This is a genomic window from Corallococcus sp. EGB, assembly GCF_019968905.1.
Lineage (GTDB): Bacteria > Myxococcota > Myxococcia > Myxococcales > Myxococcaceae > Corallococcus.
The window spans coordinates 2,401,240-2,422,545 of sequence record NZ_CP079946.1 but is presented as its reverse complement, the minus strand read 5'-3'; the positions used below and the strand labels follow the sequence as shown (position 1 = coordinate 2,422,545).

General features: G+C 71.2%; 13 protein-coding genes, 5 tRNA genes and 1 other RNA gene. 12 read left to right on the top strand and 7 right to left on the bottom strand.

Annotated elements, in window-relative coordinates; translation table 11 throughout:
* The first annotated feature begins 18 nt into the window (after window positions 1-18).
* On the top strand, window positions 19-2,073 hold the full coding sequence (locus tag KYK13_RS10190; protein ID WP_223643871.1) for an ATP-dependent DNA helicase RecQ: 2,055 nt from the start codon (window positions 19-21) through the stop codon (window positions 2,071-2,073).
* Window positions 2,074-2,077: 4 nt separating this feature from the next.
* Here the strand turns inward: KYK13_RS10190 and KYK13_RS10185 are convergent, their stop codons facing one another.
* Window positions 2,078-2,416: a hypothetical protein gene (locus KYK13_RS10185; RefSeq protein ID WP_223646579.1), complete on the bottom strand. Its 339-nt coding sequence runs from the start codon at window positions 2,414-2,416 to the stop codon at window positions 2,078-2,080.
* A 52-nt stretch (window positions 2,417-2,468) separates the two neighbouring features.
* Window positions 2,469-6,167 (bottom strand): tetratricopeptide repeat protein, encoded by a 3,699-nt coding sequence (locus tag KYK13_RS10180; protein WP_223643870.1) that lies wholly within the window; start codon window positions 6,165-6,167, stop codon window positions 2,469-2,471.
* Window positions 6,168-6,259: 92 nt separating this feature from the next.
* On the opposite strand from KYK13_RS10180, the gene KYK13_RS10175 reads away from it, so the two are divergent.
* Complete coding sequence (locus KYK13_RS10175; RefSeq protein ID WP_223643869.1) at window positions 6,260-6,703, top strand: hypothetical protein; 444 nt, start codon at window positions 6,260-6,262, stop codon at window positions 6,701-6,703.
* A 346-nt stretch (window positions 6,704-7,049) separates the two neighbouring features.
* Here the strand turns inward: KYK13_RS10175 and KYK13_RS10170 are convergent, their stop codons facing one another.
* Together KYK13_RS10170 and KYK13_RS10165 are read right to left on the bottom strand one after the other, a co-directional pair.
* Window positions 7,050-8,012 (bottom strand): SDR family oxidoreductase, encoded by a 963-nt coding sequence (locus tag KYK13_RS10170; protein WP_223643868.1) that lies wholly within the window; start codon window positions 8,010-8,012, stop codon window positions 7,050-7,052.
* Complete coding sequence (locus tag KYK13_RS10165; RefSeq protein ID WP_223643867.1) at window positions 8,009-8,863, bottom strand: lysophospholipid acyltransferase family protein; 855 nt, start codon at window positions 8,861-8,863, stop codon at window positions 8,009-8,011. Before KYK13_RS10165 ends, KYK13_RS10170 begins: the two co-directional genes overlap by 4 nt.
* Window positions 8,864-8,954: 91 nt before the next feature.
* Between KYK13_RS10165 and KYK13_RS10160 the strand changes: the two genes are divergently transcribed.
* A complete protein-coding gene (locus tag KYK13_RS10160) occupies window positions 8,955-10,388 on the top strand; it encodes a DUF2252 family protein (RefSeq protein WP_223643866.1) in 1,434 nt (477 codons plus the stop codon).
* Here the strand turns inward: KYK13_RS10160 and KYK13_RS10155 are convergent, their stop codons facing one another.
* From KYK13_RS10155 to KYK13_RS10145, 3 genes are all read right to left on the bottom strand, one after another.
* Window positions 10,389-11,336, bottom strand: coding sequence for a polysaccharide deacetylase family protein (locus KYK13_RS10155; protein ID WP_223643865.1), 948 nt, complete (start codon window positions 11,334-11,336; stop codon window positions 10,389-10,391).
* Window positions 11,337-11,351: 15 nt separating this feature from the next.
* Entirely contained in the window at window positions 11,352-12,062 is a 711-nt protein-coding gene (locus tag KYK13_RS10150) for a glycosyltransferase family 2 protein (RefSeq protein ID WP_223643864.1), read from the bottom strand.
* 78 nt (window positions 12,063-12,140) lie between these two features.
* A complete protein-coding gene (locus KYK13_RS10145) occupies window positions 12,141-13,454 on the bottom strand; it encodes an NAD(P)/FAD-dependent oxidoreductase (protein ID WP_223643863.1) in 1,314 nt (437 codons plus the stop codon).
* 228 nt (window positions 13,455-13,682) lie between these two features.
* Between KYK13_RS10145 and KYK13_RS10140 the strand changes: the two genes are divergently transcribed.
* The 9 genes from KYK13_RS10140 to ffs all read left to right on the top strand — a co-directional run bounded on the left by KYK13_RS10140 (window position 13,683) and on the right by ffs (window position 21,274).
* On the top strand, window positions 13,683-18,578 hold the full coding sequence (locus tag KYK13_RS10140; protein ID WP_223643862.1) for a tetratricopeptide repeat protein: 4,896 nt from the start codon (window positions 13,683-13,685) through the stop codon (window positions 18,576-18,578).
* 159 nt (window positions 18,579-18,737) lie between these two features.
* Window positions 18,738-20,018, top strand: coding sequence for a serine--tRNA ligase (gene serS / locus KYK13_RS10135; protein ID WP_223643861.1), 1,281 nt, complete (start codon window positions 18,738-18,740; stop codon window positions 20,016-20,018).
* A gap of 125 nt (window positions 20,019-20,143) precedes the next feature.
* A tRNA-Ser gene (locus KYK13_RS10130) sits at window positions 20,144-20,230 on the top strand.
* A gap of 42 nt (window positions 20,231-20,272) precedes the next feature.
* A tRNA-Ser gene (locus KYK13_RS10125) sits at window positions 20,273-20,362 on the top strand.
* A 29-nt stretch (window positions 20,363-20,391) separates the two neighbouring features.
* Window positions 20,392-20,468, top strand: a tRNA-Arg gene (locus KYK13_RS10120).
* A 24-nt stretch (window positions 20,469-20,492) separates the two neighbouring features.
* Window positions 20,493-20,960 carry a tRNA adenosine(34) deaminase TadA gene (gene tadA / locus KYK13_RS10115; protein WP_207051137.1) on the top strand — a complete coding sequence of 156 codons (468 nt, stop codon included), beginning with the start codon at window positions 20,493-20,495 and terminating at the stop codon, window positions 20,958-20,960.
* 7 nt (window positions 20,961-20,967) lie between these two features.
* Window positions 20,968-21,054: transfer RNA gene (locus tag KYK13_RS10110), tRNA-Ser, on the top strand.
* 13 nt (window positions 21,055-21,067) lie between these two features.
* Window positions 21,068-21,154 (top strand) — tRNA-Ser (locus tag KYK13_RS10105).
* Window positions 21,155-21,181: 27 nt separating this feature from the next.
* Window positions 21,182-21,274: signal recognition particle sRNA small type (gene ffs / locus KYK13_RS10100), an RNA gene on the top strand.
* Window positions 21,275-21,306: the final 32 nt, after the last annotated feature.

Below are 21,306 nucleotides of genomic sequence, written 5' to 3'. Positions count from 1 at the left end.
GTTGACGGCCGATCCAGGATGGTGAACATGCGCGCGATGACGGAGTCCCTGCCCCATTTCGAGGATGCCCAGCAGGGACTGGTGCGGCACTTCGGCCTGTCGGAGTTCCGCCCCGGCCAGGCGCCCGTCATCAGCTCCGTCCTCAGCGGCCGCAACACCGTGGTGGTGATGCCCACGGGCGCGGGCAAGAGCCTGTGCTACCAGCTGCCGGCGCTGCTGTTGCCGGGCATCACGCTGGTGGTGTCGCCGCTCATCGCGCTGATGAAGGACCAGGTGGAGCAGCTGGCCGCGAAGGGCATCCCGGCCACGTACATCAACTCGTCCCTGTCGGACGTGGAGCGGGCGGAGCGCCTGCGCAAGCTGCGCGCCCGCGAGTACAAGCTGCTCTACGTGGCGCCGGAGCGCTTCCGCAGCGCGAGCTTCCTGGAGCTGGTGTCCGGGCTGGGCGTGGAGCTGTTCGCCGTGGACGAAGCCCACTGCATCTCCCAGTGGGGCCACGACTTCCGGCCGGACTACGCGATGCTGGGGCAGGTGCGCAAGAGGCTGCGGCCCCCGCGCACGGTGGCCCTCACCGCCACGGCGACGCCGGAGGTGCGCGAGGACATCGTCCGGGTGCTCCTGATGAAGGACCCGGCGGTGTTCGCGCAGGGGTTCGACCGGCCCAACCTCTTCCTGGACGTGGTGAACGTCAGCGGGGACGAGGAGCGCCGCGACGCGTGCGCGAGCCTGGCGGCGAAGGGCGGCAGCGGCATCATCTACTGCTCCACGCGCAAGGCGGCGGAAGGCATGCACTCCGCGCTCGTCACGCGCAAGGTGAACGCGGTGCTGTACCACGCGGGCATGGAGGACGACGCCCGCCGCCGCGCGCAGGAGGACTTCATGTCCGCGAAGGAGGCGGTGGCGGTGGCCACCAACGCCTTCGGCATGGGCATCGACAAGCCGGACATCCGCTTCGTCGCGCACGCCAACATCCCCCGCGCGGTGGAGGCGTACTACCAGGAGATTGGCCGCGCGGGACGCGACGGCAACCCCGCCACGGCGGTGCTCCTGTTCAACCACGCGGACGTGTACACGCAGGAGCGCCTCATCGAGGGCAGCCACCCATCCGAGTCCGTGCTGTCGGACATCTGGGCGCAGCTGCAGGCCGTGGAGGAGTTCGACCGGGGCGTGCACGCGCTCGCGGGCATGGTGGGCGCCAGCGAGTTCGAGGTCTCCGCCGCCCTGAAGATTTTCGAGCGCGAGGGCAAGCTGGAGCGCGGCGGCCGGGGTGAAGGCGAGTACGGCATCACGCTGACGGACAAGGCCGCCAGCGCGCAGCCGCACGCCGCGGAGTCACAGCGGCTCCTGCGGTCGCTGCTGGAGACCTTTCCCGTGGGACGGCAGGCCACCACGGAGTTGCCCATCCTCGCGCGGCGCACGGGGCTGACGGAGGACGCCGTCCGGCACGCGCTGGGCCTCCTGGAGAAGTCGGGCGTGGTACGGGTGCGCCGGCCGTTCGCGGGGCGCTCCATCCGCGCGCTGGAGCGCGTCCCGTTCCGTGAGCTGTCGATGGACCTCTCCCGGGTGCGCGAGCAGGAGCGGCTCAACCGGCTGATGCTCAAGCGGATGGCGGACTACGCGTACACGCCCAAGTGCCGGCGCGCGTTCATCCTGCGCTACTTCGGCCAGGCGGACGCGGCGGCGGTGTGCGGCAAGTGCGACCGGTGCGCGGGCAGCATGATGCCCAGGCCGTCCGGTTCGTCCTCGCGCTCGGCGCCGGCCGCGTCCGGGGCGCCGGTGATGGCGTACAGCGAGCTGGCATCCACGGAGCTGCGCCGCTGGCGCAAGGACCTGGCCAGGGACCTGGACATCCCGCCCTTCATCATCTTCAACGACGCGACGCTGCTGGGGCTGGCCGCCGCGCTGCCGGTGGACCGCGAGTCCTTCCTCGCGGTGAAGGGCACCGGGGAGAGCCGTTGGGAGCGCTTCGGCCCCAAGGTGGTGGACATCTGCCTGATGGCGCGCGCGGCGGGCCACGAACCCCAGGTGGCGCCCGTGGCCCCGCGCATCCGCAAGGCGAAGTCGCGGCGCTGACCGCTCAGCGCTGCGGAGGGGGCGGGCCGCCACGCGTGGCGCGCACGAGCGCCAGGCGCAGCACGGCCATGATGGCGCCCACCACCAGGGCCAGGAGGAAGATGACCGCCACGGTGGCCACGCCGAAGACGGCGCGCACGCCCAGGTCGGTGATGCGGCCGCTGAAGTACGCGGCGCGCAGCGGCTCCATGGCGTGCACCAGCTCCAGCGCCCGCGCCGGCAGCGAATCCAGCGCCATGGAGAGGCGCTCGAAGAAGGGCGTGTGGTACCGCCGCCGGACGGACTCCACGACGATGCCCGCCAGCAGGTAGAGCACCGACAGCAGGAAGGCGTTGCCCCACATGACCTTCAGCAGGGGGGAGGACGGGGGCCGCGGGTCGCTCACGGAAATCACGCTAGCGCGACGCCCGACGCTTGAGGAGCGGAAGCGCCTTCTTCACCCGGTTCGCCTCCGGCGCCCCCCCGGCCAGCTTCAGGAAGGCCTCGTACGCCTCCACCGCCCGGGGCAGCTCCAAGGACTCGCGCACCAGCACGTCCGCCAGCGCCAGGTGCGCCAGGCCGTCCGTGGGCTCCAGCTCCACGGCCTTGGTCAGCGCCTCGCGCGCGGGGCCCTCCTGCCGCTGCTTGAAGGCCACCAGGCCCAGGGCCAGGTACGCGCGCCCGCTGTAGGGGGCCAGCTTCACGGCCTCGTCCGCCGCCGCGCGGGCCTCCTTCATGGCTCCGGCGCCCAGCAGCACCCGCGCCAGCGTCGTCTGGGCGAAGGCCTTGTCCCAGACGGTGGGCGCCTTGTCCGCCAGGTCCTGCAGCGTGCGAGCCACGCCCCGTCCGCCGCCCGGCAGCTGCGTGTACAGCTCGCCCACGCGGCCGCACGTGGCGTCCGGGCCTTCCCGCCGCGCCGCCGCGAAGGCCGCGTCCGCGCTCTCCACCTGCCCCTGGCGCAGGAACGCCTGGGCGATTTCACAGAAGGTGTTCGGGTCCTTGGAGTCCAGCTTGTTGGCGCGCTCCAGCGCCGCGAAGCCGCCCTTCGCGTCACCGTTGGCGAACAGGAGCGCCGCGCGCAGGCGCTGCCCCTCCGCGTCGTCCGGCGCCAGCTTCACCGCCCGGCCAGACGCGCCTTCCGCCTCCTTGCGGCGGCCGGAGTGGTACAGCGCCAGCGCGAAGCCCTTCTGCGCGGCCGCGTTGCCCGGGTTGTCCAGCTGCCACGCCTCGAACTGCTTCAGCGCCTCCGGCGTGCGGCCCAGCGCCAGGAGCGCGCGGCCCAGGGCGTCGCGGGCCTCGCCGTGCGCGCCGTTGCGCTCCACCGCCTGCGTCAGCGGCTTGAGGGCCATGTCCGGAAGGCCGCGCGACAACAGCAGCCGCCCCAGCGAGCACGCGCCCTCGTAGTCGCGCGGGTCCTTCAGCGCCTCGTCGAACTGGGCCTGCGCCTTGTCCAGCGCGCGCTCGCGCCAGTACACCTGTCCCAGCGCCACGCGCAGGTCCGTGCGTGGCTTCTTGGCCACGGCCTTCTCCAGCACGTCGCGCGCCTGGGCGCCGTTGCCCTCGTTGGCGTCCGCCAGCGCGAGCCACGCGACGGCCTCCGGCGGATAGCGGTCGTTCACGCGCGTCTTGCCCAGCTCCGCGCGGGCGCGCTTCCAGTCCCCGAGCCGCGCGTACGCCGCACCCCGCACCAGCGCCACGTTGCGGCCCCCGTCGGCCTCCAGCCGCTGCAGGGCCTCCTTCTCGCGGTCGCGGTCCACCAGCGTCCGCCCCAGGCCCTCCTTCGCGGCCTCGCTCTTGGGCTGCAGCTTCAGCGCGGCCTCGTAGGCCTGCTGCGCGGCCTCCAGCTTGCCCGCCGCGCGGCCCGCGGCCCCGAGCGCCAGCTGGAAGTCCATGGCCAGCGGCCCCTGCGTGCCCTTGGAGAGCATCTCGCGCGCCTCGTCGTACTTGCCCAGCGCGGACAGCAGCTCGCCGTGCACCAGCTGCTGACGCGGCTGGAGCGCGGGAGGCAGCTTGGGGTCCTGCGCGAGCGGCGCCACGTCCGCCAGCGCCGCGTCCAGGTCCTGCTCCAGCCCGAGCCGGCTCTCGGCCATGCCGATGCGGGCGGCCGGGTGTTCCTTGGAGACCTCGCGAGCGCGCTTGAACATCTCCAGCGCCTGCGGGAAGTCCTCGGAGGCCAGGTAGTAGTCGCCCAGCGACACCAGCGCGCGCACGTTGCCCGGCGACGCCTTGAGCGCGCGGTCGAAGCGGTCCAGGGCCTTCTTCTCGTCCTTGGCCGCGAGCAGCAGGCTGCCCGCGAGCGCGTGCACCTCCGTCACGTCGTCCTGCGAGGCGAGCAGCGCGCGGTGCGCGGCCTCACGGGCCCGGTCGTCGGCGACGAGCGCGTTGGTGGCCAGCACCAGGCCGTTGAAGCCCTCCTTCACGCCCGGCTTCTCCAGCGCCTCCAGCGCCAGCCGTCGGTCATCGGCGTTGGCGCCGTGGTCCAGGTAGCGCAGCGCGTGCGCGTAGCCCGTGAGCGCCCATGCGGCGGGACTGGACTCGTCCATGTCGCGCGCGCGGTCGAGCTGCCGGAGCGCCTCGTCCAGCGAAGCGCCCGTGTCCTGCGCCACGGCGCGCTTCGAGAGCTCCAGCGTCTCCGACAGCGTCTGGCCGCCCTGGCGGGAGCGGTAGAGGATGAAGAAGCCGGCGCTCGCGCCCAGAAAGATGAGCGCCACGAAGAGCGCCACGGTCTTCGCGCCATAGCGCTCGATGAGGGACTGCTTCGCCCGCTCCTTGGCGATCTTCTCGTGCATCTCGCGCTCGTACTTCGCCGCGAGCGCCTCCGTGTCCTTCGCGTTGGCCGCCGCCTTGTTGCGCGCCGCGGCCGCCGCCAGCTCCGTCGCGTCCGGGATGTCGTCCAGCAGCGAGCGCTTGCCACCCGCGGCCTGTGCCACCGGAGCGGGAGTCACCGGCGCGGCCGCGCGAGGCCGCGCCGCCTCCGGAGGCGGAAGGTCTCCGAGCAGTCCCCCGCCCTGCGACGCGGCGGGTTCATCCGGAGGAGGCGCGTCGGGAAGGTCCGCGAGCATTCCGGACTTGCGCCCGCGCCCGGAGGCTCCTGGATCCGCGGACACGGGAGGTGCGCCCGCGTCCGGAGCCGACGGCACGCCGTCCACCGGATCAGCGCTGCCACCCGAACCCGGCTCCACTCCGGCACCTGATGCCTCGAGCCCACGCCCCGAACCGGGCTCCTGCCCCGGATCCGACGCCCCACTGGCCGCACGCCCCCGGCCCGATGACCCCGGCTCCTGGCCCGGATCCGAAGCCACACGGCCCCGTCCTGAACCCGGCTCCTGCCCGGGATCCGAAGCCGCACGGCCCCGTCCCGAACCCGGCTCCTGCCCCGGATCCGACGGGCCCGCGTTCGACGGATCCGCCGCGGCCACGGAGCCTGCGTCCCGCGCGTCCGCGGGCACCGGCGTCCCGGTGGCGGCGATGGGCCCGCCATGCGCCTCGACCGCGCCGACCTTCGATGCCGCCTGCGGCTCCACTCCCCCCGCGGGCGTCTCCGTCCGGGCGGGCCGGCGCGGCTCCAGTCCGGCCGCCGCCGCGGCGCGCGCCTCGAACGCGGACGGGTGCGCCTCCGAAGCAGGCGGCGGCTCCGGCGCCTCCTCTTCCGGCGCCGCCGCCGGGATCGACAGGGTGCCCAGGTCCGCGAAGATGGGCGCCGGTCCACCGGACAGCGCCTGCTGGGCCTGATCCAACCACTGCTTCACGCGCCCGTTGTTGGGCTGCAGCGCCACGGCCTTGCGCAGGATCGGCAGCGCCGAGCGGTACAGGCCACGCTGCAGAAGCACGTCGCCAATCAGGTTGTAGGCGTACGGGTTGTCCCGCTCGATGGCGATGGCCTGGTCGAACTGCTCCATCGCCTCCGCGGGCCGCCCCAGCTGGATGAGCGCCTTGCCCCACAGCACCCGCCCCACGATGGAGGTGGGGTGGTGGGAGATGCCCTGCGTACACACCTCGATGGTGCGCGCCGCGTCTCCCTTCTCCAGCAGCGCCTTCGCCAACTCCACGAAGACGGAAGAGGTCGGGTCCTGCCGGAGGAGCTGCTCGTAACGCTCCACCATCGACTTGGCCATGTTGAGTCGCGACTCCGGTGCGGTTGGCGGGGGAGCGCGGACCATACCACTGCCCTCGTCCGTTCCGCCCAGCGGCTGGTACCGTCATGCGCATGAAACGCCTGTCTGCCCTGATGGTCGCCCTGGTCCTCGGTGGGGCCTGTGCCCACACGCCGCCCAAGTCGGACCTGGAAGCGCTCCAGCCCGTCGTGGAGGGCTTCCACAAGAACCTGCGCTGGAGGAACTACCGCGCGCTGTCCAGCTTCCTCGTCCCCGAGGAGCGCCAGGACTTCGAGCGCCAGCGCCGCGAGCTCCACGACGACCGGGACCTCACCGTCACCGACTACGAAATCGAGGATGTGAAGCTCTCCGACGACGGCCGCCGCGCCACCGTCCACAGCCGCATCCAGTGGATGCGCCTGCCCTCCGCCACCGAGCAGACCGACACCGTCACCTCGGAGTTCGTCTTCCGCAACGGCATCTGGCTGTTGGAGAAGCAGCAGTCCGGCCCCTTCGCCGGCGAGCTGGAGCCACGGGAGGCACCGCCATCTCCGTAGCCTGCAAAAAAGTCGCCCACCGTCTCGGGGCCGGCCGAGACGATGGGCGTCGAGGGCTCCCCAATGGAACCCCCTACCAGGGTGACGATGTCGCGCGGTACTTCCGGCCCGCTGCGACCCCGCCGTGTTGCCTGGCTTCTAGAGCAATGCGAGTGCCAACCCTCGCGTCCCCCTGCCCCACCCCCGGTTCCCACGGGAAATCAGGCACTTGCCTGCCCTCACACCCCGTCCTCACCGCCCCGTGCCTGACAGTGCTGTCAGGGCCTCCCTGCCATCCCGCCACGTCCTCCCTGACAGGCATGTCAGGGAACCGTGGCGGGGGCCCACGAAAAGCCGCGCCCCGCCGCTACTCCCCGATGACGGAGCGGATGGTGTCGCGCATGGAGTGGCGGGCCTTCCAGCCCACGTCCTGGACCCAGCGGTTGCCGTCCACGGCGCAGAGGAACTGGATGTGGTCCAGCTCCGGCGGCGGGAAGTTGGCCAGCCGGTAGCGGAACATCAGTCCCAGGAGCGGCCGGGCCACGGGGTGTGGCACGGGGATCGCGGTGTGGCCCAGCTCGCGCAGCACCGCGGACAGGGGCACCTGGCCGGGGCCCACGACGTTGTAGACGCCCTTGGGCTCCGGGCGCAGGGCCTCCACCATGGCGCGGGCCACATCCTCCACGTGGATGAGCTGCACCATGGGGTCGAAGCCCGCCATCGTCCACGGGTGGCGCAGCCGCAGGTAGTTGGACGGCGCGTTCTTGATGGTGGGCCCCACGATGTGAACGGGCCGCAGGATGACCGTCTCGATGTCGGGGTGCTTCCAGAAGAAGCTGTGCGCCAGCATGTCCACTTCGATGAGGTCGCGCACGCCGGAGAAGCGGCTCGCGGCCATCAGCGGCGCGTCCTCCGTGAGGAAGTTGGAGTTGTCCGGGCTGGGGCCGTAGACGTTCGCCGAGGACAGCACCACCACCTTCTTCACGCCGTACTTCGCGCAGTACTCCAGCAGGCGCGTGGTCCCCACGACGTTGAACGAGTGGTGCTCCTCCTCGCTCATCCGCGGGTCATGCATGATGCCCATGTGGATGACGGCGCGGACCTCGTTCTTGCGGAAGACGTCCTCCGCCTTCTTCTTGCGCAAGTCCAGCTGGTGCATCTCGACGTCCTTCGGCTTCCCGATGAAGGGACGCCGGTCGATGCCGATGATGCGCTCGCGCTTGTGCAGCTGTTTGGCCAGCGTGCGGCCCAGGTTGCCGCTGATGCCGGTGACGACGACGGCCGGGCGCTTGTCCTGGGCGGCGTCCTTCTCTTCGTGCGAGGGGCTCACCAGAACACACCCCGGCGTTCCTTGAGACCCTGGTGGAGCATCGCCTGGATGGAGGCCTTCACGGTGCGCACCTTCTTGTCCAGCTCGCTGTCCTCGTCGTCCGCGCGGCCGGTGAAGTGGAGCGCGTCGCCGAAGTAGATGCGGTACTTCGTGGGCAGCGGGAAGGGCGTGCCCGTGGGGGTGATGGGGAAGGACGGGAAGCCCAGCAGCTTCGCCACGGGCTTCAGGTTCATCAGCGCGGGGGCCTGCTCCTCCGCGCCCACCACGGCGATGGGCACGATGGGCGTGTTCGTCTCCAGCGCCAGCCGCATGAAGCCCAGGCCGAACTCCTGCAACTGGTAGCGCTGCGGCCACAGCTTGTTGAGCCCGCGCGTCCCTTCCGGGAACACGAGGATGGCCTCCTCCGCCTCCAGCAGCCGCCGGCAGTTCTCCGGCGTGCCGACAATCTGGCCCACGCGCGCCATGAACGTGGAGACGTACGGCAGGGACGGCACCCACTTCTCCACCATGCTGCGGATGGCGCGCGGCGGGTTGCCCTCCACCATCAGAGCGATGCCAATCATCGCGCCGTCCAGGGGCAGCTGGCCGGAGTGGTTGGACACCAGCAGCACGCGGCCGGCGGGCACGCGGTCCGCGCCGTAGGCCTCCACCCGGAAGTAGTGGCGGTAGAGCCACATGAACGGGGCGATGGCGGCCAGGCTGTAGTCCAGGTTGAACCCGAACGGATCCACCCCGTACTCGTTCTCCGTCCGGGCCAGGGCCTGGAGTTGGTCGGACTGTTGCTCGCCGGCCATGCGCTCGGTCCATTCGCGCAGGCCCTTCTTCACCTTGTCGCTGAAACGCTCCAGCATGGGCCCGCTCTTAGCACCCCCGCCCGCACACCGGGAGTGGGCCGACAACCCGCGATGCCCTTCTGACGATAATCCGCCGGAAGGTCCCCCCATGCGCATCCCCTCCAAGCCCTCCTCGCCCTCCCGGACGCCCGCCTCGGGCTCCACCGTCGCCGCCACGGTGCTGACGCTCGCCTCCTCCGGCGCCGCCGCGGGCCGGCTGGCCCCCGACGTCAGCGACTTCCAGCCCCAGGCCACCACGTCACGGGCGAGCAACACCGTGGCGGTGAACACCCTCGCCCCCCAGAAGGGCAGCTCCCCCGGCCTGGAGCGCGAGCCTTCACAGGCCGTGACCTTCGTGCGCGACTTCAACGCGCGGCTGGACCTGCCGCCCGCGCGGCTGAAGGAGAAGCTGGCGCAGATGCGGCAGAGCCCCTCCGCCATGTTCCGCACCATGCCCGCCCTCTTCCAGGCGGACCTGCGCGGCCCGTACGCGCAAGCGGCACGGCTGACGGACCGGCCCGCGCCGGACATCCGGGTCGTGGGCGACATGCACGTGGGCAACCTGGGCACGTTCCGGGGGCCGGACGGCAAGGCGGTGTGGGGGATCAACGACTTCGACCAGACGGGCACCGGGTCGCCGGAGGCGGACCTCACGCGCCTGGCCACCAGCGCCGTGCTCACCGCGCGCGAGGCGGGCCTGTCCACCAGCGAGCAGACCAAGGTGGTGGAGGCGCTCGCGAAGAACTACTTCGAGACGCTGGAGCTCCTGGCGGATGGGGACAAGAACCCGGGCGCGTTCCTGGGCAAGAAGGAGTCCTCCGGCCCGGTGAAGGACCTCATCGTCAAGGCGCGCGACACGTCCGCGAAGGACGCCCTGTCCAAGTACGTGAAGCTCGACGGCGCGAAGGGCCCGCGCTTCATCAACTCGGACACGCTCAAGCCGCTGGACGCGGAGCAGAAGGCGGCGGTGCGCACCGCGCTGGCCTCCTACGAGAAGACGCTGAACGGCGCGGAGGGCGTGGCGGTGCCCTTGAAGGTGCTGGACCTGGCCGGGCGGCTGGACGCGGGCGGCAGCAGCTACGGCCTGGAGCGCGATTATGTGCTCGTGGGCGCGGCGGATCCGAAGGCGCCCCCGGTGCTGCTGGAGATGAAGGAGCTGCTCGCCTTCGGGGTGCCGTCGCCGCCGGTGCCCGCGAACGGCGAGGACGTGGTGAAGGCGCAGGCGGAGCTGGGCGGCGCGGTGAACCCGCTCACCGGCGCGGTGAACATGGGCGGCCGCGCGTTCCTCGTGCGCGAGGTGGAGCCGGAGAAGAACAGGCTGGACGACGCCGTGCTCGCGAAGAACAAGTCCCTGCGCTCCACCTTCGAACAGGCGGGCGTCGTGCTGGCCCGGGCCCACGGCAACACGCAGGCGCAGGCCGCGCGCCTGGAGGACTGGGTGGGCGGAGACACGAAGGAGGCCACGAAGCGGCTGGTCGCCTTCGCGAAGGCCTACGCGGATCAGGCCGAGGCGGACTGGAAGGCCTTCAAGGCCGCCCGCTGATCAGAGCGACGCGGACAGCTGCTCCGCCGCGTCGCGCAGGGTGACGACGCCGTAGTCGTCCTTCAGCCACTGGAAGATGCCGCGCAGCCGCTCCATCTTCTTCGCGGCGCTCACGCGCAGGTCGCGCTGCTGGCGCACCAGCTCCGGCGGGATGCCGTCGGTGGCGTCCAGCACGTCGACACCATGGAGCTCGAAGTTGAAGAAGGCATCCGCCCGGCAGGACCGGTACGCGGCGCGCATCGTGCCGCGAGGCAGCGTCGCCGCGAACGTGCCGATGAACGGGAAGCGCACCACCGGCGTCACCGTCATGGGCAGCTCCAGCACCGGCCCCGAGCCGCGCCGGTAGGGCTGCGACGGATCCGGCCGGTACGGCGCGCGCGGCGCCAGCAGCACCCGCGGCGTGTCCAGCACGGAGCGCGACGGCCGCCCCAGCGCCGCGAGCGCCCCCATCACCGCCGCCTTCGCCGCGTAGTAGGGGGCCGCCGGGAACGCGGACGAACCGTACCGGTAGCCCTGCTGGGCGGTGGCCGCGTACAGGTCCGCGTTCAGCGTGTAGCCCGGGGCGCGGAAACCGGACGGGCGCACGCCCACGGCCTTCTGGATGGCCGCGTCCGCGCGCTGGAGGTCCGCCGCGATGGCGGCCGCGCCGCGCCGGGTGAGCGCGTAGTCATGGGCGTGGCTGTGGCTGGCCACCTCCACGCCCGCCGCGTGGGAGCGCCGCATGGCGTCCGTAGCGCCGGGATCCGTCTCCAGGTCCTCGCCGATGACGAAGAACGTCCCGGGCACGCCCACCGCCGCGAACAGCTCCAAAAAGCGCGGCACCGCGACGCGGTGGATCAGCGTGCGGGCGCGCTCGTCGAGCAGTGACTCCGGCAGCCCGTGGATCCGGCAGTAGTGCGGCAGCGAATCCAGGTCGACGGAGATGGACGCCAGGCGCGCCGCCGTCATGAGGCCACCCTCCGCTCAGGTCCCGCGCACGCGGATGACGTAGAACAGCTTGCCCACGTTCTTGAGCACGTTGGGCACGCGCTTGAACAGGTGGATGGACGGCTGGCGCTTCTCATGGAGCTGGATGGGGATCTCCATGACGTTCAGTCCCTCGCGCCACGCGCGGATGACGAACTCGCTGGCGAACACGTCCATGTCCACCACGCACTTCTGGATGACGGGCAGCAGCGCTTCGCGGCGGAACGCCTTCAGGCCGTGCGTGTCCGTGCCCTGGAAGCCCAGCGTCACGCGCAGGAGCTTGTTGTGCACCCGCGTGGCCGCGCGGCGGATGAGGGGACGCTGGTCGCTCGCGCCCTTGGCCGCCTTGGAGCCCACGACCATGTCCGCCTCGCCGCGCTCCAGCCGGGGCAGCGCCGCGTCGTAGAAGGTCAGGTCGCACAGGTCGATTTCATCGCAGACCACGTAGGTGCCCTGGGCCTTGAGGATGCCGGCCTTGAGCGCCACGCCGTAGTTGGGCGTCTCCGAGTGGAACCAGCGCAGGCGCGGGTGCTTCGCGCAGAGTTCGTCCAGGATGCGCGGGGTCGCGTCGCGCGAGCCGTTCTCCGCGAAGATGATTTCGTAGTCGAGCCCGCGAGCATCCAGCCCCTGGCGCAGCTCCTCGGCTGCCTGGGCGATGATGGACTCCTCGTTGTAGACGGGGATGACGACGGAGAGGTGCAGGGCCATGGGTCCGGAAATCCGAAAGGAAGGCCCTGGGGCGTAGCACGCCCCCGGACCACCGTCGACAGGAGACGACTCCCTGCGTCAGCCGTTCAGCGTCCGGGCGCAAGCCCGCCCGTCCAGGATGGCGTCCTCCATGGAGGAGTATTCCCACTTTCCATAGCGCCCGGCGGCGAGGATGCCGGCGTGCGCCAGGAAGCGCTTCACCTCTGCCATCGCGGGTCCGTAGGCGTCGTCATAGAGGACATACGCGTTGGGGATCTCGCGCCCCTTGGCGAAGAGGATGTCGTCCGCCGAGTGGATCATCCGCGAGCGCAGCAGGTCCTCCACCGCGTACTTCTCCGCGTCCGCCACGGACAGCTCGCCGTGGTGGCTGAACTCCACGGAGAAGCTCGCCGTGTCCGGCGGGGCCAGGGGCGCGTACACCGCCGACGGCGCCCCGATGCGGTACGAGTGGAACTCCGGCTCCGGCAGGTAGATCCAGTGCCACGGCTGGCGGTTCGCGCCCCGGGCACCCACGCACACGTACGTGACGATGAAGGCGCGCAGGCGCTTCGCGGCGGCCCGCACCTCGTCCGGCACGCCGGAGGCGCCCTTGCCGATGAGCTCCACCAGCGTGGGCAGCGCGATGGAGGACACCAGCCCCGAGTACGGCAGGGTGCGTCCGTCCGAAAGCGTGACGTGCTTCGCCTTCCAGTCGATGGAGACCGGCTCGGTCTGAACGCTGAGCTCGCCGCCCTTCAGGTGCTGCTTCATCGCGCGGGCCAGGCTCTCGATGCCGCCCTCGCGCGGGTAGAGGAACGACGCGTTGTAGCCCAGCTGATCACTGCCCGCGCCGAGCGCCCCGTCCACCACCTCCTTGAGGGAGGGGCGCGGCACGAACCGGCCCACCCACGCGGCGGACATCTCGCGCGGGTGCACGGTCCAGAGCTTCTGGTTGTAGGGCAGCATGAAGTTCTTCGCGAAGCCCTCGCCCATGTAGCGGAGGATGAACTCCTCGAAGTTGACAGGCTCGCGCTCGCGCAGGGCGCGGCCCTTCTCCCCGTAGATGGCCTCCACGTAGCCCACGAGGTTCTCCGCGACGACCTCCGGCGGCAGCCCGTGGGTGTTCACCTGATAGGGGAAACGGGTGAAGGTGTCGCGGGAGAACACGGCGGCGCGGCGCTGGATGCGCACCAGCTGGTCGGGGAGCCAGAGCGTGTTGACCAGCTCCTGGATTTCCGGGTCGCGCAGGTGGAGCCAGTGACCGGTGGGGTCGAAGTAACACCCGTCGATGACCTCGGTCTTGATGAGGCCTCCGACCCGGTCGGACTTCTCGATGAGGCGCCAGGGGCGCTGGAGGAAGTGCGCGGTGGAGAGGCCCGCCAGGCCCGCTCCGAGGATGACGATGGGATCCATGCGACGCCCTCTACCACCCCGGGAGGGGCCCTGGAAAAGGGACGCACACCCCTGGTGTTGGCGGGCGCCCGCCTTCTTGCCCGGCCGGGCGACGGCGGTGCGCCCCCAGGACGCGTTCTTTCCGGGCTTGAAACGGCTCTGCTAGCCTGCACGGCGCCGCGCGGACCCCCGCACCGCCCTGTCGTTGCTGCGCGTGCGCGCGTCAGCCGGTCTCGTCGAAGGAAAACAATGAAAGTCTCCTGCCCGTCGTGCCAGACGAATTACAACATCGATGACAGGCGGATCCCGCCCGGCGGCGCGAAGCTGAAGTGCGCCCGGTGCCAGACCACGTTCCCCATCAAGGCGGATGGCGCGAGCTCCGAAGCTCCCGAGGCCGCGCCCCCCGCGGCGCCGCAGCCCGCCGCCGTTCCCCTGCCGGGCAGTGCCGCGCCCCAGTCCGCCGCCATTCCGCTGCCCGGGGCCGCGGCTCCTCGCGCCCCCGCGCCGCAGTCCGCCGCCATCCCGTTGCCGGGCAGCGCCGCGCCCCAGTCCGCCGCCATTCCGCTGCCCGGGACCGCCGCGCCGCAGTCGGCTGCCATCCCGCTGCCGGGCAGCGCCGCGCCGCAGTCCGCAGCCATCCCTCTGCCCGGGAGTGCGGCGCCCCAGTCCGCCGCGATTCCGCTGCCCGGGACCGCCGCGCCCCGCGCCGCCGCCCCGGCTCCGCAGTCGGCTGCCATCCCGCTGCCCGGGAGTGCCGCGCCGCAGTCCGCCCCCATTCCCATGGGGACGGGCCCGGCCATTCCGCTCCCTGGCACCGCCGCGCCTCGCGCCGCCGCGCCGCAGTCCGCCATTCCGTTGCCGGGCAGCGCCGCGCCGCAGTCCGCCGCCATCCCCATGGGCGCCGGCCCGGCCATCCCGCTGCCGGGGAGCGCCGCGCCGCAGTCCGCCGCCATTCCGCTGCCCGGGGCCGCGGCTCCTCGCGCCGCCGCCATCCCGCTGCCCGGCGCCGCCGCACCCGCCGCCATCCCCATGGGCGCGGGCCCGGCCATCCCGCTGCCCGGCTCGGCCGCCCCGCGCTCCGCCGCCATCCCGCTGCCGGGCCACGCCGCGCCGCCCGTCCCCGAGGATCCGTTCTCCTTCGACGACGAAGTCCCGCCCGCCGCGTTCGCCTCGCCCGGCGTGGCCGCGCCCCGGGCCATCTCGCTCGACGCGGGCCCTGGCGCGCCGCTGCCCCCTTCGGATGACGCGTTCAACTTCGACATGGCCGCCGCGCCGGTGGCCCCCGCTCCCGCGGAGGACGACTTCGCGGAGGTGAGCAGCGGCGAGTTCGCCTCGGTCGACACCAGCGACTTCTCCGAGCCGCGCGAGGACGTGACCCGCGTCGTCGCCATCCCCGTCCCCACCGACGCCTTCCGCGAGTCCGCCGCGCCCGCCGCCTACGGCTCGAACGAGCCCGCCGGCACCGCGCGCGACTTCGACTTCTCCGAGGAGCCCATCGCCGCGGCACCACCCGCCGAGGCCGACTTCGGCACGCCCGACTTCGACTTCGCGGACGACGGCAACCTGCCCGTCCCCGCGCAGCCGGCCCCCGAGGACGCGTTCACCTTCGACATCAACGACCCGTCCAACGCCCACGGCCCCGCGGCGGCGTCACGCGCCCACCCGCAGACCTACGGCTACGGCGCCCCGGAGCCCCAGGCGGATCCGTTCGCCCTGGCCCCGCCCCCCGCGGAGCCCGAGGCGGATCCGTTCGGCCTCCCGCCGCCCTCCGCCTACGCGGCCCCGCCCCCCGTCGCGGATCCGTTCGCCCTGCCCCCGCCGCCGGCCGCGCCGTCCTACGACCTGGGCGGGATGCCCTCGGCGGGCGACGACCCCTTCGCCCTGCCCCCCACGCCGGGCATGGACTTCTCGGACCTGCCCGCGCCCGCCGCGCCCCCGTCCATGGACTTCTCGGACCTGCCCGCGCCCGCCGCGCCCGCGGTGTCCTTCGACTTCGCGGAGCCGCCGCCCGCGTACGGCCAGGCCCCGGTGCCCACGGATGATCCGTTCGCCGTGGACTTCACGTCACCGCCCCAGGCCGCGCCCCCCGCGCCGGACTTCCAGCTGGACTTCGGAGACCCCGCTCCGGCCGCGCCGCCGCCGCCCGCGCGCATCAACCCCGCCGTGGACTTCGGCGACGTGGACTTCGGAGACCCCGCGCCCGCGCCGGCCTCGGCGGCCACGGGCCTGCCGGACGCGCTGGAGTTCGACCCCACCGCCGCGCCCGCGGATGACCTGGAAGCGGACCTCTCCGCGCCGCTGCCGCCCCCGCCCGCCGCGGGCCCCGCGGACGGCCTGGAGATGCTCAGCTTCATCGACGACAGCGCCGGCAAGGACGCCGGCGGCCGCGTGCCGGTGAAGCGCTTCCACGTGCGCCGCCGCTCCGGGAAGATGTTCGGCCCGTTCGAAGAGGGCGTCATCGTCAAGATGCTCGAGGACGGCCAGCTCCTGGGCAACGAGGACGTGTCGACGGACTCGGAGGCGTGGTCCGCCATCGGCACCGTGCCGGTCTTCGCCTCCGCCATCCAGCGGCTGATGGAGGGCCCCGCCAAGGCCGTACCGCTCGCGGCCACCCCGGGCACGCCCGCCCCGGACGCGCCCGTGGGAGCGGATCCCGCCAACCCCCAGGCCAGCATGGAGCGGCTGCGCCAGCTCTACGAAGGCCGCATGGCCGCGGTGTCCGTCGTGGACCGCAGCGCCACCGACGCGAAGTGGAAGAAGCGCCTGCCCGCCCTCATCGCCGCGGGCGTGGCCGTGCTCGTGCTGGGCACCGGCGCCAGCTTCGAGCTCAGCCGCTACGGCGCCTTCGGCCGCCACAAGTTCTTCCCGGCCCGCGTGTCCGCCGGCTCCGCGGAGGCGAAGCTCGTCGAGGAGGCGCGCAAGGGCCTCCTGGAGGACACCTACGCCAGCTACAAGGAAGCGCGCGCCAAGAGCGCCCAGGTGCTGGCCAGGACGGAGTACCCGGAGGTCCGAGCCCTCTGGTGCCAGTCCGTCGCCTACCTGCAGCGCCGCTACGCGGACGGAGACCGCGCCGACCTCACCACGTGCACCCGGAGCATGGAGGCCATCGAGCTGCTGGGGGAGAAGAACGTGGAGGTCATCAAGACTGCCGCGGGCATCGCGCTCACGCAGCGCAAGGGCGCGGAGGTGCAGGCCCGCCTGCAGGACGCCGCCGTCCGCGAGGACAACCAGGGCGACCTGGAGCTCTCCTTCCTCCTGGCGGAGTCCTACGCGCAGCAGAAGGACATCCCCAACGCCGTCGCCACGCTGACCAAGGTGCTGGAGAAGGACGCGAAGTCCGCCAAGGCCCACCACGCGCTGGGCAACCTGTACCAGGCGCAGGGCAAGGCCGACGAGGCCGCCAAGGCCTACGCGGACGCGCTCGCCGCGGATCCGCAGCACGCCGCCTCCGCGGTGGAGCTGGCCGCGGTGGAGCTCCTGGTGCGCAAGTCGAACATCGAACAGGGCGCCCAGGCCGTGGAGAGCGCCCTGAAGCTCCAGGATGAGCTGGGCCCCGCGGAGCGCGCCCGCGCCCGCGGCCTCAAGGGCGTGGCCCTCTTCCAGCAGTTCAAGCCCAAGGAGGCGGAGGCGGAGCTGAAGGAGGCCCTCAAGGACAACCCTGACTCCTCCTTCATCAAGGCCCGGCTCGCCCAGGTGCTGCGCTCGCAGCGCGACTACGACGGCGCGCTGCCGCTCTATGCCTCGCTCGCGAAGGAGGACAGCGACAGCCTGGAGTTCGTGGACGGTCACATCACCGCGCTGGTGATGACGGGCAAGATGCAGGACGCGCTCACCGCCGTGGAGGCCGCCAGCAAGAGCTTCCCCAACGAGGCGCGCATCGCGTACCTCTACGGCCGCATCGAGGACGCGCTCGACAAGCCCTCGGAGGCGGAGGGCCACTTCAAGCGCGCCACCGCCGCCGACGCGAAGCTGGTGGACGCGGGCCTGTACCTGGGCCGCCTCTACCTGCGGCAGCACCGCAACGCGGATGCGCGCGCCCTGCTGGATGCCGCCGTGCAGCAGGCGCCGGAGCACGCCGGCGTGCACGCGGGCCTGGGCGAGCTGGCGCTCGCGGAGAACAACAGCCTGCTCGCGCAGCAGGAGTTCGACCGCGCCATCCAGTTGGATCCCAACCTGGCGGACGCCCACCTGGGCCTGTCGCGCGTGTCGCTGCTCAACGGCGACGCGACCCGCGCGGAGGCGGAGGCCAACCGCGCCCTGGAGCTGGATCCGCACCTCTTGAAGGACGGCCGGCTGCAGCGCGGACTCGTGCTCTGGCGGCTGCACCGGCTGGACGAGGCCGCCGCGGAGCTGGAGAAGGCCAAGATGGAGGACCCCCGCTCCACCACCACGCCCATCACCCTGGGCGCGGTGCTCCTGGAGAAGGGCGACCTGGCCGGCGCGGAGAGCAACCTGGGCCTCGCGCTGCGCAACGAGCCCTCCAACCACGAGGCGCTCTACTACCTGGGCCTCGTGCGCGCGAAGCGCTCCGAGTACACCCAGGCGCTCGACAGCATGAAGACCGCCGTGGACCGCGCGCCCAAGCGCCCGGACTACCACTACGCGTACGGCGTCATCCTGCGCGACGCGAAGCGGCTTCCGGAGGCCATCGAGCAGTGGAAGGCCGCCGTGGAGCTGGATCCCCACTACGCGGACGCGCACGAGGCCCTGGGCCACGCGCACCTGGAGCGCGGCGAGTTCGACGACGCCATCGCCTCCTTCGAGGCCAGCCTCAAGGCGGATCCGCAGCGCACGCGGGTGATGGGCGCCATGGGCGACGTGCTCTTCAGCGCCGCCCGCTGGGACGACGCCGTCCGCCGCTACCAGGCGGCGCTCAAGGCGGATCCGAAGCTCACGTACGTCTACTACAAGGTCGCTCGCGCCTACACGGAGCAGGCCCAGCACGCCAAGGCCATCGACTGGTACAAGAAGGCCACCACCGCCGAGCCGGAGAACCCGCAGTCGTTCTACTACCTGGGCTTCGCCTACAAGGAGCGCAACAAGCGCAAGGACGCCATCACGGCCTTCAGGGAGTACCTGTCGAAGAAGCCGGACGCGGCGGACAAGAAGGACATCGAGGACGAAATCTACGACCTCGAACACTGAGCCTGGCCTGCCGGGCGGGCCATTGTTCCAGGCCCGTCCGGACCGCCGGTAGGGCCCCTTCGGGTCAGTCCCCAGGGCCTGGGGGCGTCCGGCCTTGAGCACCCGGTGCGCGGTGAGCCTTGCCGGCCCGCGCCCGGGATGACTACAAGGCGAGCCCCTATGCTGGACCTCCGGAATGTTGCGCAGAACTTCGATGCGGTCGTCGCCCGACTGAAGACGCGGGGCGGCAGCCTGGACCTCGGCCCCTTCCAGACGCTCTTCACCGAGCGCCGCGACCTCTACGTCTCCATGGAATCGCTGGCTGCGCGCCGCAACGCCGCCAACGAGGAGATGAAGCGCAAGGCCAAGGAGGACCCGGCCGCCATGGAGAAGCTGCGCGGCGAGCTGCGCGGCGTCTCCCAGGAGATCAAGGAGAAGGAGACCCGCCTCAAGGAAGTGGAGGAGGAGCTCAACCGCATCCTGCTGATCATCCCCAACGTGCCCCACGAATCCGTCCCGGTGGGCGCGAGCGCGGACGACAACGTCCAGGTGAAGGTCTGGGGTGAGAAGCCCCACCTCCTCTTCACGCCCAAGCAGCACTTCGAGCTGGGCGAGTCGCTGGGCATGCTCGACTTCGAGCGCGCCGCGAAGGTCTCCGGCAGCCGCTTCACCTTCTACAAGGGCGCCCTGGCCCGGCTGGAGCGCGCGCTCGTCACGTTCATGATCGACGTGCACACGTCCAAGGGCTACACGGAGCTGCTCCCGCCCTACCTCGTGCTGCGCGAGACGATGATGGGCACCGGCCAGCTGCCCAAGTTCGAGGATGACGCCTTCAAGACGTCCGGCGACCCCGAGCGCTTCCTCATCCCCACCGCGGAAGTCCCCGTGACGAACTACCACGCGGACGAAATCCTGGAGGGCGAGCAGCTTCCCATCCGCTACTGCGCCTTCAGCCCGTGCTTCCGCGCGGAGGCCGGCGCCGCGGGGCGCGACACGCGCGGCCTCATCCGCCAGCACCAGTTCCACAAGGTGGAGCTCGTGAAGTTCTCCCAGCCGGACAAGAGCCTGGACGAACTGGAGGCCATGACGGACGACGCGTGCGACATCCTCCGCCGGCTGGGGCTGCACCACCGCGTGATGCTCCTGTGCACCGGCGACATGGGCTTCGGCGCGCGCAAGACCTACGACATCGAGGTCTGGCTGCCGGGCCAGGGCGCGTACCGGGAGATTTCGTCCTGCTCGGACTGCGGCGACTTCCAGGCCCGCCGCGCGAAGATTCGCTTCCGCCCCCAGAAGGGGGACAAGCCGCAGATGGTGCACACCCTCAACGGCAGCGGGCTGGCCGTGGGGCGCACGAGCATCGCCATCCTGGAGAACTACCAGCGGGAGGACGGAAGCGTCGCCATCCCGGAGGCGTTGGTGCCGTACATGGGCGGCGTGAAGGAATTGCGCCCCCTGTAGTCAGGGCGATGGGCCCCCGGACGTAAAAAGGGGCCAACATCTCTCTTGCCACAGGGAAGAAATGATGTAGAAGGGCGGCCCCACGGGCGCGGTTGGCCCGCCGGGAACCGAGCGGCACCTGCTGTGGAGGCGTGGCCGAGCGGTTGAAGGCAGCGGTCTTGAAAACCGCAGAAGGTGAAAGCCTTCCGTAGGTTCGAATCCTACCGCCTCCGATTTTGAGCTTGAGTTTCGCGGTTCTTTGACAGAGAAGAGTTGGAGAGATGGCCGAGAGGCTGAAGGCACAGGTTTGCTAAACCTGCATACTCGAAAGGGTATCGAGGGTTCGAATCCCTCTCTCTCCGCCACTTGATGTAAAGCAGCAGCCGGAAGAAATGCTCCCTTAGCTCAGCTGGATAGAGCGTCGGACTACGAATCCGAAGGCCGGAGGTTCGAATCCTCCAGGGAGCGCCACTTCTTCTTTGGCGCGCACGTCTCATGAGTGACGACATCGCTTTCATGCAGCAGGCTTTAGAGCTCGCGCGGGAAGCGGCTTCACTCGGGGAAGTACCGGTCGGTGCGGTGGCGGTGCTCGACGGCAACGTCGTGGGCACGGGTTACAACCGCCGCGAATGCGACCGGAACCCCTTTGCCCACGCCGAAATGATTGCTCTCGCCGCCGCGGCGAAAGCGCGTGATGCGTGGCGGCTCTCCGGGGTGACCCTCTACGTGACGCTGGAACCGTGTGCCATGTGCGCCGGTGCGCTGGTGCAGTCTCGTGTCACCCGACTCGTCTTTGGTACAATGGACCCGAAAGCGGGTGCGGTTGGCTCGCTGTACAACCTGGTGGAAGAGCCCCGGCACAACCACCGGCTTCAGGTCACAAGCGGCATCCTGGCGGAAGAGAGTCGCCAGCTTCTCAAGACGTTCTTCGAGCGCCTGCGCGCGAAGCGACGCGAAAACTGAATATTCTGGAGAGCTGGCCGAGTGGTCGAAGGCACCTGACTCGAAATCAGGCGTACCGGCAACGGTACCGTAGGTTCGAATCCTACGCTCTCCGCTCCAAAGTCTCTGGAGAGGTGGCCGAGCGGTTGAAGGCGCACGCCTGGAACGCGTGTATATCTGAAAGGGTATCGTGGGTTCGAATCCCACCCTCTCCGTTGTTATCTTGAAGTGGCAGCAGTGATTTTGTGGTCGGGACAACGTGGGGGCGCGAACCCCGCCAGGTCCGGAAGGAAGCAACGGTAGCGTACTTCCGCGTGTGTCCCGGCCGTTCTGTTTCACCTGAAGCGCCGACATCCCTCCGGGGATG